We start from the raw sequence: 14,887 nt of genomic DNA, 5'->3' as shown, positions 1-14,887 counted from the left end.
CGCTCAGCGCACCGCCAGCCGCTGGAGCAGTCCCCAGGTGAACTCCGCCGCGCACTGACGGCGTACGCCCTGCGCGTCCGGCGCCGTGAACGCCAGCCCCCACCGGGTGGGGGCCGTCCCCTCCAGGGGGCGGGCCGGTGCGAAGGCCCGGGCCGCCTCGTCGACCGTGCACGACCAGGGGGTGAGGTCCTCCAGAGTGCGCAGGTCAGGGCCGGGCGCCCCCGGTGTCCGGACCAGCCACTCGTTCCACACCGCCGTCCCCGTAGGCGCCAGCAGCACCTCGAAGCGCAGGTCCGGCCAGAGGGGCAGCGGCCACAGCCACGCCTCGCACTCCATGTCGCCGACCTTGCGGGTGAGCACCGACTCGGGTGCGCCGAGGACCGAGCGGTAGCGGGAGGCGGCGGCCCGCGCACGCGGGGAGCGCAGCATGGCCTGCCAGCGCTTGTTGGCCTCGCGCATCTCGGCGAGCGAGGCACCGAGTTCCCGGCGGGCGTCCTCGACCAGGTCCGGGTTGTGGTCGGCCATGCGGCGCAGCAGGACCAGTTGGAAGTCAGCGGGGCCGAAGGGGCTGGCGGGGGGCTTGGCGGAGGGCATGTGTCCCATGGTCGCCGACGCCGGCGCCGGGACGGCGGCCGTCCGGAAGGAAGAGCGCCGAGTTGACGTACCGCGGGCCCCGGAACGGCAGCACCCGGCGCAGCAGGCCGTGGGAGACGACGTACGAGGCGCCCTCCTGGTGGGCCTCCAGGGGGAAGGAGCGCAGCGGCACCCAGGTGTCGCCCGGCAGCACCCAGCCCGCGTAGCCGAGCAGCGACAGATACGTCACCACCGGGCCGATCGGCTGGATCCGTGACTCCAGCTCGACGAAGAGGGCGGGGCGGTCGCGGGCCAGGACGGCGGTCGCGCCGCGCAGCACCGCCAGCTCGCTGCCGTCCACGTCGACCTTCATGAACCCGACGTCCTTCAGCCCGAGTTCGTCCAGGGTGACACAGCCGACGGACAGCGCCCGCTGATGGATGTCCCGGCGGACCAGCGACGACACCCCGCGCTCGCCCGTGTCGTCCGGCGGCAGCCAGAGCCGGGCGGTGCCGGGGCGTTCGGCCGCGGCGGCCTGGACGACCCGGACGTTGGGCGGGGCGGTCGCCGCGAGCAGCCGGGCCAGCCGCGGCACCGGCTCCACGGTCACCACCCGGTCGGCCCGCGTCGCGAGACGGCGCGTCCACGGCCCGTACCAGCCGCCGACGTCCACGGCCGTGCCGCAGCCCTCGGGGCACAACTCGGGCAGCCGGGCCAACTCCGGCTCGAAGCGCGGATAGACGGCCCGCGCGACGGCGGCCACCAGGCGGTCGGGCAGCAACGGGGCGATGCGCGCGGCGAGCGTCACGACATCGTCCCTGTCATCCGTTTGAGCAATTGCTCGTGTTCGTCGTCCGACACCTGCTCCCCGGAGGAGGGCAGCAACTGCGGGATGCCGTCCACGATCGGGTAACGGCGGCGCAGCCGCGGGTTGTAGAGGGCCTCGTCCGGCACGACGAGGTGCAGCGGGCCCTTGTCGAGCGGGCACGCGAGGATCCGCAGCAGCGGGTCGTCGGGGTTCATGGGGGTGTCAACTCCTTGGCACCGATGGGGGGTTGAGGGTCGGGTTGCGGGTCGTGCTTGGGCATGGACAGCAGGACGGAGACGGCGAGGACCGTGCCCGCCAGCCGCAGTGCGAGGCGCAGCGGGTCGTGCGGCAGGGTCTCGCCGAACGACAGCGTGCCGAGCACCGCCGTGAACAGACACGTCACCGTCGTGCACACCGGCACGATCAGCGAGGCACGGCACCGCTGGAGCGCGGCCTGCGACATGACGAGCCCGAACGCGCCGGTGAAGAGCAGGAGATACGGATACGGGGAGCGGAGCACGTCAACCACGGCCGTCCCGAGCCCACTTGAGGTCAGGCGCGTGGACACCCCCTTGATGGCCAGCGAGCTCACGCCGTAGAGCAGGCCCACCGCCACGCCGTACTCGACCCCGGTCGTCGGCAGCCGGTGCCGGTGCCGGGAGCGGCGCTCCGCCGACCCGTACAGCCACACCCCGGCGGCCAGCGACGGCACGCACACCAGCAGGATCAGCGGATACGGCGCCGCCTGGCTCACCGCGTCCGCGCTCTCGTCCAGCGACAGCACCACCATCAGCAGCGCCCCGAGGATCGCTCCCAGCGCGTACCGCTCCCGCCCGGTCGTCTCCTCGCCCAGCAGCCGCGCGGACAGCAGCACCAGCAGCACCAGCCCCGAGACGAAGATGCCCTGCGCGGCGGCGATCGGCAGCGTCCGGTAGACCACGAGCTGGGCCCCGAAACCGGCGGCCAGTGCGAGCGAACCGCCGATCCACAGGGGGCTGCCGAGGACCAGGCGGAGCAGCCGTGCCGGTTCCCGGATCGACACCTCGGGCAACGACGTGAGCGCTCGTTTCTCCAGGACGAAACCGACGCTGTACAGGGTGTTCGCCAACAGGGCCGCCGCCACTCCCCACCACATGGTCCACGCCCCCTAGGTCTTTCGCGCGTGCAACAACAGGATCGAGGCGAGCGACGGTCTGTGACACGCCAGCCGGTCCAGCGGCCGCAGCGGACGCGGTACGCCGTGGAAGGGGGCCCCTTCCACCCGTACGACGGTGAAGCCGGCCGCGGCGACGAACTCGCGCAGGGCACGCGCGGTGTAGAGCCGCAGATGCCCCACGACCTCATGTCCCGGGCGCCCGTGGATCGCCCGCAGACTGACCTCGGAGAACACCGGCTGCACCCCGGCCAGCAGCAGGGCGCGGTTGTACCAGGCGGCCAGGTTCGGCGTGGACAGCAGGAGATGGCCGCCCGGGCGCAGCACCCGGCTGATCTCGTCCAGCGCCGCGTCCGGGTCGACGAGATGCTCGATCACCTCGCTGAACAGCACGGCGTCGACGGACTCGGCGCCGAACGGCAGCCCTCCGCCGGTGAGTTCACCGCGCACGGCGTACGGCAGCCGGGTGCGGGCGCGGCGCAGGGCGTCCTGGGACCAGTCGACGCCGACGAGGTGGTGGCCGGGGAGGAGGGGCGCGGCGGTGGCCGCGGCCGTTCCGTCGCCGCAGCCGATGTCCAGGATCGTCTGCGCGGGGCGCTTGTGGAGGGCGGCCGCCAGCATGCGGGCCTGGCGGAGGCTGCGTGGGGTGCCGGAGGCGACGGGGACGGCGGGGTTCTCGTAGAAGTCGCGCAGTTCACGGGGCTTGGCGGCGGTGCGGTCGCTCTGGGCGGTGGTCATGACTGCTCCACGTCCGTGGTGTGCAAGTAGTGCTCGAACAGGTCGCGCAGATGGGCGCCGTCGCCGTGGCTGAGCAGGGACCGTGACCAGCGCAGGGCGAGATGCAGCCGGCCGGCCGTGGACGCGGTCGTGACGGTCAGGCCGCGCGGCATCCTGGCCGGCGCCGAGAACCACACCGCGTGCGCGCGGCCCGCGTCCTCGCCGAAGTCGAGGGGGTAGGGGATACGACCGATGTTGCTGAGGAGGGTCGTCGACGTCCAGGGGGCGGCGGCCCGGCGCAGGCCGCGGGTGAGCGCCGCTCGCCAGGCCACGGGGGTGACGGGGGCGGTGAGGATGGCCGCGCCGTGGCCGAGCTGGGGGCGCGGGAGGGACTTGAGGGCGCGGGTGCGGGTCGCCGTGCGGGCGAGGAGGCCCTCCATGTCGGAGGTCGTCAACTCGTGCGGCGCGAAGGGGACTTCGACCAGGCGGGTGCCGTTGCCGATCGGCATGGTCGTGTCGCGCGGACGGTCGTCCACCGGCATGGTGATGCGGAGGGGGCGGGGGCGGGCACCGTGCTCTCTGTTCCAGTGGGCGATCGTCAGGGCCGTGGAGACCATGAGCTGGTCGTTCACGGTGTAGGGGGCGCCCTTGGGGCGGTGGGGGAGCGGGAGTTCGGTGACGAGCATGCCGTTGCCGGGAGAGGGCTCGGGGGTGCCGGGGGCCACCCGGGCGGGGGGTGACCAGTTGGAGGGGGTGTCGGTGGGGGCGGGCTGGGGTTCGGGGGCGCGGGTGGGGGGTGCGGTGGGGGAGTTGTCCTTGCCGCTGTAGATCTCGGCGGCGGTGGCGAGGACGCGGAGGCAGGCGGGGCCGTCGAGGGCGGTGTGGTTGATGGTGAGGAACAGGACCGTGCCTTGCCGCTGGGCGGGGGTCGCTCGCCCGAGCTTGCGGGGTGCCGCAGCCGCGGCAGCGGTGCCGGCGGCGCCGACGGCATCTGTCGCCTCACTTCCCTCCACCCGGCCGACTCGCTCCACCACCTCCAACCGCACCGGCGGTGAATCCGTCAGCGGTGGGGCCGTCGTCAGCGCGCGCGTCCTCGCGTCCCGCAGCGCGTCCCTCCCCGGGGCCGGGAACGTCACGACCTCCACGTCCGGCCGCTCGGTCAGTTCCCACGCGTAGCGGCGTCGGTACCAGCGCCCCTGCGCCTCCCGCATCAGGATGCGGGGATGGCGCAGGAGGGCCTCGTGGAACGCCTTGCGCAGGCCCGCCGGGTCCAGGCGGCCGGGCAGGTGGACCTCGATGTGGACGGTCTCCGGCTCCGCCTCCTGGAGGCAGTGCCGGGCGACCTCGTCCACCACGGGGAACGGGATGGTCCTCACGCCTTTTCTCCCCCCTCGACCCCGTGGACCCCTCGGACCCTGGGCAGCACCCGCGTCGGCGCCTCCGACTCGCCCGCCTCCCCGTCGTCGTCCGGATCGCGCACGCTCACCACCGCCGCGAACAGGCCGATCAGCGCCAGCAGTTGGGCCACCCGCCCGAACGCGCCCTCGCCCGCAGCCACCGGCTCACCCGCGCCGGTCGCCGCCGCGATCCCCGCCCCCGCGAGGGCCACGAACGCGATCGGGACCAGCCAGGCGTGGCGCCGGTACGCGAGCAGCGCCAGCGCCGGGACCAGCAGGGCGAACCAGCCGGCGATCAGCACGCCCACCACGGTGAGCGCGACCGTGCCCAGCCACAGGCCCGGCGGCGGGGCCACCGGCTGCGTATCGTCCGGGTTGGGGGAGCGGCGCCGCCACAGGGCGAGGCCCAGCAGGAGCAGCAGCGCGATGCCACTGCCGATGAGCGCGCCGTCGTAGGTCACCGCCGGCTCGTACGACAGCTTGACCGTGCCGCCCGCCCCGTCCGGGATCCGCCAGCCCTGCTGCCAGCCGTCGAGCCGTACCGGCGACAGCTCCTTGCCGTTCAGCGTGGCCTTCCAGCCGTCGTTGTAGTTCTCGTACGTCGTCAGGTACATGGCCGCGCCCGAGCCGACCGTCACCTCGCGGCGGTCGCCGAGCCAGTCCCGTATGCTCAGCTCCCGGCTCGCCGCGGTGGGCTCGGTGACCGTGCCGCGGGTCAGGGTCACGTCGGTGAGGGTCAGCGGCCCGGCGTCTCCGCCCTCGACCCGGTGGGCACCGGCCGACAGCTCCAACCCGGCGTCGGACTTCCCCTCCTGGCAGAGCGTCACCGATACCGGTCGGCGCTCCCGCAGGTCCGCCACCGTTCCCTTCACGCTCGTCCGGTACAACTCGCCGTCCACCGACACCACCGGTCCCTCGCCGCACGGCAGGGAGAACGTCCGGGTGTCGCGGGGCTGGGGTGTGCGGTACTGGTCGAGGGAGGGGATGTAGGCCTCGGTGAGGCCGACCGGGAGGCGCAGATTCTCGTCGACGACCGGGTTGTAGAGGGTGACCGGTGCGGTGTCGGTGACGGTGATGTCGAGGTGGTCGGTGGTGATGGCCGGGAAGCGGACCCAGCCGTTCTCGTCGACGCCCGCGGTCGTGGAGCCGTCGGGGGAGCTGATGTCGACCTGGGTGGGGCGGGTGGCGAGGCCTCCGGCGGGGGCCAGGACCAGCTCACTCACCGGTTGTCTGCCGTCCCAGCTGAGGTGGATGGTGGGGCGGTCGCCCGCGATCCACGCGGTGGTCAGGTCGCCGTCGGTGAGGTTGCGGGCCGACAGGCCGGTGCCGAGGGCGGCCGTGGAGTCGGCGGTGGCGACGATGCGGTTGTCCTGGTCGGGGGCGACCTCGTACAGCAGCCGGTCGAGTTCCGGGCCCGGCACGGTGGTCGCGCTCGCCTTCACCTCGTACGTCCCCGCCGTGGCCGTCGAGAAGCGGCGGTGCAGGCCGGCCTCGGTGCCGTCGGCCGCCCGGTGCAGGGAGATCAGGTCGGCGTCGGCGGCGGTGTCGTCGGCGTCGGTGGGGAGCCGGAGGAGCCGGGTCACCTGGACGTCGGGGAGGCCGATCTCGGAGAAGCCCGCGCCCAGCAGCCCGGAGCGGCGTTCGATCGAGTCGACGATGGTCAGCTTCATCCAACTCGTCGGCCCGGGCGGCGCCTTGACCGACTGCGTCATGCCGTCGGGGCGCAGGAAACTGGTCCGCGAGCCGTTCTCCGTCTCCACCCGCACCTCGGTCGGCGCCGCGCGCACGCTCTCCTGCGGCAGCGGCGTCACCTTGAACGACGACGGCATGTCGTACGCGTCGTCCGTGAACCCGATCCGCAGCCACTGCCCGTCCGCCGAGCCCAGCGAGCCCTCCACCCACGCGGTGTCGGGGTTGCCGTCGAAGGCGTTGACGGGGTCGAACTGCGGGAGATGGAACAGCCAGTTGCCGTACGAGGACGCCGTCACCGAACTCGCGCCGCGCAGTTGGGCGACCGTCTGGTGGTCGATGCCGGTCGTCGGCAGGATCTGGTGCGGCTTGTCGCCCGCGTCCTCGGAGGCTTCGGGCGCGTTGCGCTCACCACTGGTGTACGTGTACGACGTGTTGGCGTTGACCAGACCGAACCGGGTGTCGGCGCGGCGCAGTCCGTCGCCGGTGATCTGGAGCTGCGGGGTGCCGAGCCCGGGGTGGTTGTCGCCGGTCAGGACGGTCGCCCGGCCGCGCAGTTCGGACGCCAGCGGCAGCAGCGACTCGGGGCCGCCGGAGACGGCGGCGGTGTCGGCGACCGGCAGCAGCGCGGCATGCCCCGGGTTCGTGGTGCCGTCGGGCGGCATGTAGATCTCCACCGCCCGCTGCCTCGGGTACAGCCCCTCGACCGCGAGCGGCGCGTCGTGCACGATCCGGCCGCCGGTCATGATCGGCCCGTAGCCGATGACCCGCTTGTACCCGGACTGCTCCAGCGTCCGCTTGACGACCGTCGTCGGCACATAGCCGATCTGATCGGGGTCGAGGTCATTACGGACCACGATGTAGCGGATGCCTGACCGGGCCAGGAAGTCGGCGAGCCCGGGGACCTCGCCCCCGCTCGTCAGGGCGTCCTCCACGGCGTCCATGGCCCGCCGGTTGCCGGCCGTGCCGAAGGGGACGTAGTCGCGCTGCGCCCAGCGGGACTTGGCGACCACGTCCAGCGGCTGGTCGATGGTCGAGCCCCAGGTGTAGATGCCGTGCGCGGTCGCCGGGACGACCAGGGCGCGCGAGTCGGGGGAGTACTTCTCCAGCCAGGTGGCCGTCGACTTCCAGTACTTGGGGATCTCCTGGAACGAACCCGGGTTCAGGATCGACCCGTTGAGATACGGCCACATCAGCCCCGGCAGGATCAGCACGGCGGCGACCAGCGGAGCGAACCGCCGCCCCCGCACCGGCCGCGCCCCGCGCGTCTCGGCGGCGACCCCGACGAGATGGGCGAGCCCCAGCATCAGGGCCAGCGCGAGGCCCGTCTGGAACTTGTAGATGTTCCGGAACGGCGCGAGCCCCCCGTTCAGCCAGTCCCGCACGACGCCGTGGAAGGGTGCCCCGAACCCGCCGCCGTACCCGGCGAGCAGGATCAGCGCGGCCACGATCACGGTCAGCGTCAGCCAGCGCCGCTCCGGCAGGTCCCGCCGCGCGAGCCCCGCGAGCCCGAGCCCGGCGGCCAGCGCCGAGCACACGATCACGATCACCGAGGACGCGACCGTCCACCCGGCCGGCAGCCACGCCTCACCGAAGTGCAGATACGCGACCCAGTTGCCGCCGCCACGCAGTGCCTCCGTCGCCGACATGGTCTCGGTGGTGGTCTGCGCGCTCTCGACGTACGGCAGGAAGTTCTCCCCGTAGACGCCGAGCAGCAGCAGCGGGATCCACCACCAGGCGGTCGCGAGGATCACACCGGGCACCCACCAGGCGAGCAGCTTTCTCTGCCGGGGCTCGGACGGGCGGGTGAGCAGATAGAGCCCCACGGGGAGCAGGGACGCGAGGGTGGCGGCGGCGTTCACCCCGCCCATGAACGGGATGACGAGCGCCGACCGCACGGCGGCGACCCGGGCGCTGTACCGCTCGTCGATCAGCGGCAGCAGTACCCAGGGCAGAAAGGCGCCGGGCAGGGCGGCGGCCGAGGTGGACCCGATGACGACGGTGAAGACCGGCCAGAGCGCGTACGCGAGAGCGGCGAGCAGCCGTGACGCCCCGCTCCCGATCCGCAGCCGCTCCGCGAGCCGCAGCGCGCCCCAGAAGGCCACCGACACGATCAGCGACAGCCACAGCCGTTCCGCCAGCCACACCGGCAGCCGTACGGCGTCGGCCAGCCAGTAGAACGGCAGCATCGGCCACAGATAGCCGGCGTACTGGTCGGAGATCCCGCCGAACGACCCCTGGTCCTGCCACAGCTGCCCGAGATCCGAGAAGAACCGACCCGGGTCGACGGTGACACCCAGTTTGGTGTCGAAGGTCTGCCGCCCCGGATGCACCACCAGCAACAGCACGAACACCACGGCCCAGAACCCCACCAGCCACCGGCGTGACCGCGGGCCCTCCGGCGGGCCCGACCTGCGCGCGGTGGAGGGAACGGCGGCCGGAGGAGGGGCCTGGACCGTGGACGTCGTCATGGTGGGCACCGCCGGAGGATGAGGAGGAGGTTCCAGGTGGCCACCTCACGGATCCCGGGCGCCTTCACCACGGTCTCGGCGAGGAACGGCCAGTAGCGGGAGCGCGCCGAGACGACCCTGACGTCGTCACGGGCGCGCACCTGCCGCAGGGTCGGGCCGATGTGCACGGCGAACAGGTTCTCGCCGAGGGTGTGCTTCGCGGCCCTTCCGGTACGGCGCCGATAACGGGCCCGCGCCCGCTCGGCGCCCAGATAGTGCCAGGGCGCCCACTCATGACCGCCCCACGGGGACAGCCAGTTGGTGAACGACAGATAGATCAGCCCACCGGGCCGCGTCACCCGCACCAGCTCACTGACGAAGGTCTGCGGATCGGCGACATGCTCAAGGACGTTGGAGGAGAAGGTGACGTCCGCGACCCCGTCGTACAGCGGCAGCAGATAGCCGTCGGCGATCACCGCCCCGTCGGGCGGCTTGGCGCCGAGTTCCCGTACGTCGGGTTCGAAGAGGTAGGCGTGGGCGCCGCGCCGCCGGAACTCCTCGGTGAAGCATCCGCTGCCCCCGCCGACGTCGACGACGGTACGGCCGGTGACGGGCCCGTCGTAGGCCTCGACCTGGTTGACGGAGTCGCGGGCGAGGAGTGAGTAGCAGGCTTCGGGGTCGTCCTGCTCGCTGAGGAAGGCACGAAACAGGGCAACGGATCTACGAATCGAGGGGTCCTTCATGCCGCTGAAGGGGCGCGGGGAACTGCGCGACCAGCCACGACGCACCCGCAGCCGCCTCACGGCCCCCAGCCCCTCACCGCCTCCGCAGCAACAGCCCGGAACTGTCTGACGGACCGCTCCCAGCGAAAACGCGCCGCATGTTCCCGAGCCGCCTTGCCCATCAACTCCCGCCGCTCACCGGACAACGCGAGGGTGCACCAGGCAGCGGCGAACGAGGACTCCCCGCGCGCCAGCACACCCGTCTCCCCGTCCACGACGGAATCCCGAAGTCCGGGCACGTCGAAGGCGATCGTCGGCGTCTCGCGCGTGGCGGCCTCGGTCACGACCAGCCCCCACCCCTCGACCGCCGACGGATGCATCAACAGCCACGCCTCGCACAGCAGCCGATGCTTCTCGGCCTCGGAGACATGGCCTGTGAACTCCACTCCAGGACCGGCGAGTTGCTCCAGCCGCTCCCGTTCAGGCCCGTCCCCGACGATGACCAGCCGCCCGCCGGTCACGGGACGCACCCGCTCCCACAGCCGCAGCAGCAGATCGATCCGCTTGTACTCGACCAGCCGGCCCACCGCGACGAACAACGGCTCGGGCGACCGGTCGGCACGCGGCCCGGGCTCCTCGACTCCGTTGTGGACGACGCGGATACGCTCACGCTCCACCCCGATCGCCCGCAGCGCGTGCGCGGTCGACGGCGACACGGCGACCAGCAGACTCCGGTGCTGCGCACCGGTCAGCGCCCAGTGCTCCAGTCTTCGGCCGAGCCGCGCCGCGGGGGCCATCGGCCCGCCGAACCGCATCTTCCACAGGTCGGTGTGGACGTGGTTGACCAGGCACAGCGTGGGGCCGCGGTGCCACAGAGGTGCGAAGTACGGCATCCCGTTGCAGACCTCGACCAGCAGATCGCAGTCGCCGACCTGGCGGGAGAAGGCCGAGCGGGCGCGCAGAAAGTGACCGAGCTCGCCGCCCGCGGAGACGACCCGGTAGTCGCGGTACGACGCGGGACCGCCGCACAGCAGGGTGACCTGGTGACCGAGCCGGGTGAGACCGTCGGCGAGCCGGTCGACCAGGAGCTCGGAGCCCCCGGCGGCCGGGTTGCCCAGATCACGATGGGCGAGGAAAACGATTCGGCGCGGAGGTGGGGGGAGCGCCGAGGGGTGCTGCGGTGCCGGGGTGTGCGTGGCGCGCAGCGACGAAGGCACGTGCTGGGGCATGCGTGCTCCAACTCGTCTCAGGGTGCGGAACTTGAAGCGTGGGGAGGTGCTTTGTGTTCCTGTGGGGGAGGTGAGTGCTTCCTACGAGGACGGTGTGGGCGGACTGTGCTCGGGTGGGGGTGGACAGTTTTCGCCCACCCGTTCCTCATTGCTACTCACCGGGATGACAATTTCCGGGCTTATTAGAGCTGACGTCACGTCACATCGTGAGCGTGGGATCGGGCGTATCGGAAGAACCGGGATGCCGCCTCCCCCGTACCAACAAAACGGAACCGGCCACCACCAGGACGAAGCCGCCCACGGCCGCCCCGATCGGCAGCGTCACGCCGATCGCCTTCAGCTGCCCGCTGTCCCTTTTGGCCTGCTTCACGGCGTCCTTCTGCGTCGCCGTGGTGAACGCGATCTTCTCGCTGTCCAGCAGCACCACCGCGTCCTTCTTCGCGCCCGGCGCCCGCAGGGTGCGCTTCGGGCCGACCTGTGCGTAGATCACCCGGCCGGTGCGCTGGTCGACGACCAGTTCGATGCCGTGGTTGGAGTACCACTCCTCGGCGAGCACCTGCGGCTGGTTCTTCAGGCCGACGATGCTGCCCGGCACCAGTCGGGTGCCGACCTTCGCCGGGGCGACCGTGCCGGTGAACCGGTAACCCGTGTACCCCTGGACCTTCTTGGTGTCCCGGTAGGTCAGCACGACCGTCGAACCGAGGGAGTTGTCCCACCACTGGTACGAGCGTTTCTGCACGTCGAAGGGGAACTTCAGATACGCCTCGCCCTCGATGTACGGCTTCTCGCCGCAGCAGTGGACCGGCTTGGTCGTCTCGCGGTTCATCACCCAGCGGTGCGGGACGAACTCCAGCGCGTCATGCGGATCGGAGGCCGGCAGCGACTTGTCGGTGTCGACCGTCGTCGTCACGTCCCAGACCGCGTCGCCGCTGCGCTCGCTGTCCTCGACGTTGCCGCGCACCCGCTGGGTGACGGTGATCTCCTGGCCGGGCACGGTCTCGACCTTGTCGGTGTCGAAGACGCTGCCGGTGCCCTTGTAGACGGCGGTCTGGTCGATGTCGATCGGGTTCACGGCGGCCCGCGGGGTCACGTACCACGCCAGCAGGGGCGCCAGGACCAGCAGAAACGTGCCGAGTCCCAGCAGAATCAGGGAAAGTGGTGAGGCTGTACGGCGCATCCGGGCACTCCAGGGGCGTGAGGGTACGGAGTTCGGGCCGCTCTATGGGCCGGGAACCGTAGAGCCGTCTTGACGAGGTGTCAATCTCATGTCGACACTGGGGCGGACCGTCAGGGTGGAGCGCGCCGGGGTGGGGACCGCCGGAAGAGAGCCACTGAGGCCACTGAGAGGCTGACCCTGCGATGTCCAGACTGCTTGCCGCCGCGTTGACCGTCGTGGCCGCCGCCGTGCTCGCCGTGGGTGCCGCGCTCGGCATCGTCGCCCTGCTCGACGCCACGCCCGACCAGCCGAACACCCCCTTGATCACCTATGAGCAAGCGGGCCAGGGGAGTTGAGCCGTGACGGCCCGCCCGGCAACCGTCAGCTCCCGCTCGGCCTGGCTCGACGTACCGCGCCTCCAGGTGCGCCGGTTCGCCGCGATCGCCATGGCCGAGGCGCCCGAGCTCGCCGACGAGATCCTGCGCGAGATCCGCCGCGAGTACCCCCATCTGCCCGTCGTCCTCGACGAGTCCGGCGAGCCGATGGCACTCGTCGGCATCCGCCGCGCCATCGAGGTCTTCGTCCAGCACCTGGAGACCGCCGAGGGACGCCCCACCGTCCCGCCCGGCGTCTTCCAGGAGTTCGGCCGAGGCGAGGGTCTCGGCGGACGCAGCCTGGACTCGCTCCAGGCGATCTACCGCATGGGCGTACGGCTCGCCTGGCGCCGCTTCGCCGAGATCGGCCAGCGCGTCGAGATCCCGCCCCCCGCGATGTACGAACTCGTCGACGCGGGCTACGAGTACCTGGACGGCCTCGTCGACCAGTCGGTCCGCGGCTACGCGGAGGCGGCGGCCCGCCAGGCCGGTGAACGCCTACGCCTCCAACGCGGGCTGATGGAACTGCTGTTGGCGGAACGCCCGCGCGGCGGCAACCCCGACGACCTGCTCACCGAGCGCGCCGCCCGGATCGGCTGGACGCTCCCCGAGAAGGTCGCCGTCGGCGTCCTGCTGCGCCCGGCGCGGGAGGCCATGGCACCCGCGGTCGGCCAGGGTGTCCTCCTAGACATGGAGTACGAGCAGCCCCGCATGGTCGTCCCCGAACCGGACTGCGCGGGGCGCCCCGAACTCCTCCACCGCGCCCTGACCGGCTGGGCCGGCGCCATCGGCCCGCCCGTCCCGCTCGCCGACGCGGCGAAGTCGCTGCGCTGGGCGGAGGCGGCGGTGAGCCTCATGGAACGCCGACTGCTGCCGGCCGGCGAGGTCCTGTACTGCACCGAGCACACCGAGGCGCTGGTCCTTCTGCAACCGGAGGAACTCATCGACGACCTGGCCCTGCGCTGCCTGGCTCCCCTCGCCCACTGCGGCCCCACCCACGGCCGCCGCCTCGCCGAGACGTTGCTGGCCTGGCTGGAGACTCGCGGCGGTGCCCCCGAAGTAGCCACCCGCCTGGGCGTCCACCCCCAGACCGTCCGCTACCGCCTACGCCAGATCCGCGAACTCTGGGGCGCCGAGATAGACGACCCGGACCGCCGCTTCGAACTGGAACTGGTGCTGCGGGCGCAGAGGCTGCGGGGGGCGCTGGGAACGGCCGGCCGCGACTAGGTCGTGTCCGGCGGATCATGCCGCAGGCCCGGACCGTCCTACCTAGTCGCGGCCCTTGAACTCCACCGGACCCGCGTTCATCTCGATCGTGCCGTCCGGGTGCAGGACCGGGCGGCGTTCCGTCATGCGGCCGCTGTACGCCTCGATGTGCTGGATCGCCGCGCCGTCCGCCGAGGTGAAGTCGACGAGGGCGATGGCCACCCAGTAGCGGGTCTTGGTGTTCTCGAAGAGCGGGACGGTGACGTTGGAGCCGCGGCCGTCGTCCACGACGACCTGTGCGCCGAAGCTCTTGAAGGAGCCGAAGCCGTTGCTGAGGGCTGAGTAGGCGCACAGCAGGACATAGCCCTGCTGGTCCGGGCGGACGATCCGGACCGTCTCGCGGCCGGGGACCTTGGAATCGCCGTCGAGCTGGATGTAGGGCGCCTGCTGGAGCGAGCCGAGGTTCTTGTAATAGACGACGTCCGCCTTCGGGCCCTTGTCGCCCTTCTGCGGCATCTGCTTCGCGAGGCCGGTCTTCACGATCGTCCCGGGTGCCTCGGACCCGCCCCGCTGCGCCTTCGACGCCGGGACGAACAGGGCGTACAGATCGAGGTCGGCACCCCGCCGGCGCCGCTGGTCGCTGCCGCCGTCCCACTCCAGGGACACGGTGACCACCAGTTCGCGATCCTTCTTGTCCAGGCTGATCGAGACCTGGCCGCCCTTGTCGAGGCTCACCTTGCCGAGCGGGGGCTTGACGAGGCTGGTGGGAGCGGCGGCGGGCACCGGGGCCGGGGCGGTCTCCGGGGCAGGCATGGTCATCGAAGCCGGAGCCGGAGCCGGAGTCGGAGCCGGAGTCGGAGCCGGAGCCGGAGTCGGTTCCGCGGGCGCCTCGGATTCCGACACATCGATCCCGAAGTCCGTCGCCAGCCCCGCCAGCCCCTCCGCGTACCCCTGCCCGATGGCCCGCAGCTTCCAGCCCTCGCCCCGCCGGTACAGCTCGACCAGCAGGACGGCCCGCTCACCGTCGACGAGCGGCGGCTGCCGGAAGACGACGGGCTCGGACCCGTCCTGCGCGGCCTGGACGGTGACGCCCCCGACTTCCCGGAACGTGCGACGCGTGTCGTCCGGGTCGCAGCTCGCGACCAGCACCACCCGCTCCACGTCCGCGGGCAGCGCCCCCGGATCCACGGCGATCCGCTCGGGGGCGGCGGCGTCCGCGGTGAGGTGGCGGACCGCGCCGGACTCGGCGGTGGGCTGGTTGTAGAAGACGAGGTCGGCATCGGACCTGACCCTGCCGTCCACGCCGACCAGCAGGGCGCTGAGGTCCACCGGGTCGCCCGCGGAGTGCAGTTCGACGGTCAGCGGCCCCGCCCCGACCCCGGTGTTGCCGCCCTTGAGAAGTTCAGGCACAGC

At 72.1% G+C, this 14,887-nt stretch carries 13 protein-coding genes; 2 read left to right on the top strand and 11 right to left on the bottom strand.

Translation table 11 applies throughout. The features are described 5' to 3' along the window. Window positions 1-3 precede the first annotated feature (3 nt). From ACIHIX_RS16475 to ACIHIX_RS16430, 10 genes are all read right to left on the bottom strand, one after another. Complete coding sequence (locus ACIHIX_RS16475) at window positions 4-594, bottom strand: hypothetical protein (protein ID WP_399955843.1); 591 nt, start codon at window positions 592-594, stop codon at window positions 4-6. Continuing rightward, a complete protein-coding gene (locus tag ACIHIX_RS16470; protein WP_399955840.1) occupies window positions 551-1,381 on the bottom strand; it encodes an FkbM family methyltransferase in 831 nt (276 codons plus the stop codon). Before ACIHIX_RS16470 ends, ACIHIX_RS16475 begins: the two co-directional genes overlap by 44 nt. Continuing rightward, on the bottom strand, window positions 1,378-1,596 hold the full coding sequence (locus ACIHIX_RS16465; protein ID WP_399955837.1) for a Trm112 family protein: 219 nt from the start codon (window positions 1,594-1,596) through the stop codon (window positions 1,378-1,380). Before ACIHIX_RS16465 ends, ACIHIX_RS16470 begins: the two co-directional genes overlap by 4 nt. Next, window positions 1,593-2,504: a hypothetical protein gene (locus ACIHIX_RS16460; RefSeq protein WP_399957273.1), complete on the bottom strand. Its 912-nt coding sequence runs from the start codon at window positions 2,502-2,504 to the stop codon at window positions 1,593-1,595. Before ACIHIX_RS16460 ends, ACIHIX_RS16465 begins: the two co-directional genes overlap by 4 nt. A 24-nt stretch (window positions 2,505-2,528) precedes the next feature. Further along, window positions 2,529-3,272, bottom strand: coding sequence for a methyltransferase domain-containing protein (locus ACIHIX_RS16455; protein ID WP_399955834.1), 744 nt, complete (start codon window positions 3,270-3,272; stop codon window positions 2,529-2,531). Continuing rightward, window positions 3,269-4,627 carry a condensation protein gene (locus tag ACIHIX_RS16450; protein ID WP_399955831.1) on the bottom strand — a complete coding sequence of 453 codons (1,359 nt, stop codon included), beginning with the start codon at window positions 4,625-4,627 and terminating at the stop codon, window positions 3,269-3,271. Before ACIHIX_RS16450 ends, ACIHIX_RS16455 begins: the two co-directional genes overlap by 4 nt. Then, window positions 4,624-8,808, bottom strand: a complete 4,185-nt coding sequence (locus tag ACIHIX_RS16445) for an alpha-(1->3)-arabinofuranosyltransferase family protein (protein ID WP_399955828.1) — start codon at window positions 8,806-8,808, stop codon at window positions 4,624-4,626. The genes ACIHIX_RS16450 and ACIHIX_RS16445 overlap by 4 nt, the downstream gene beginning before the upstream one ends. Beyond that, window positions 8,805-9,530 carry a class I SAM-dependent methyltransferase gene (locus ACIHIX_RS16440; protein WP_399955825.1) on the bottom strand — a complete coding sequence of 242 codons (726 nt, stop codon included), beginning with the start codon at window positions 9,528-9,530 and terminating at the stop codon, window positions 8,805-8,807. Before ACIHIX_RS16440 ends, ACIHIX_RS16445 begins: the two co-directional genes overlap by 4 nt. Window positions 9,531-9,586: 56 nt before the next feature. Further along, the gene (locus ACIHIX_RS16435; protein WP_399955822.1) at window positions 9,587-10,738 is read right to left on the bottom strand and encodes a glycosyltransferase family 4 protein; all 1,152 of its coding nucleotides are present in this window, start codon (window positions 10,736-10,738) and stop codon (window positions 9,587-9,589) included. Window positions 10,739-10,937: 199 nt separating this feature from the next. Continuing rightward, window positions 10,938-11,915 carry a DUF3068 domain-containing protein gene (locus ACIHIX_RS16430; RefSeq protein ID WP_399955819.1) on the bottom strand — a complete coding sequence of 326 codons (978 nt, stop codon included), beginning with the start codon at window positions 11,913-11,915 and terminating at the stop codon, window positions 10,938-10,940. Window positions 11,916-12,097: 182 nt separating this feature from the next. Between ACIHIX_RS16430 and ACIHIX_RS16425 the strand changes: the two genes are divergently transcribed. Both ACIHIX_RS16425 and ACIHIX_RS16420 read left to right on the top strand, forming a co-directional pair. Continuing rightward, window positions 12,098-12,250 carry a hypothetical protein gene (locus ACIHIX_RS16425; RefSeq protein ID WP_165951142.1) on the top strand — a complete coding sequence of 51 codons (153 nt, stop codon included), beginning with the start codon at window positions 12,098-12,100 and terminating at the stop codon, window positions 12,248-12,250. A 3-nt stretch (window positions 12,251-12,253) separates the two neighbouring features. Then, window positions 12,254-13,495 carry a helix-turn-helix domain-containing protein gene (locus ACIHIX_RS16420; RefSeq protein ID WP_399955815.1) on the top strand — a complete coding sequence of 414 codons (1,242 nt, stop codon included), beginning with the start codon at window positions 12,254-12,256 and terminating at the stop codon, window positions 13,493-13,495. Window positions 13,496-13,537: 42 nt separating this feature from the next. Here ACIHIX_RS16420 and ACIHIX_RS16415 read toward each other — a convergent pair whose 3' ends face one another. Beyond that, entirely contained in the window at window positions 13,538-14,884 is a 1,347-nt protein-coding gene (locus tag ACIHIX_RS16415) for a TerD family protein (protein ID WP_399955812.1), read from the bottom strand. Window positions 14,885-14,887: the final 3 nt, after the last annotated feature.

It is taken from the genome of Streptomyces sp. NPDC051913 (assembly GCF_044593635.1).
Taxonomy (GTDB): Bacteria; Actinomycetota; Actinomycetes; order Streptomycetales; family Streptomycetaceae; genus Streptomyces.
This window is presented reverse-complemented; position numbering and strand designations above follow the sequence as displayed.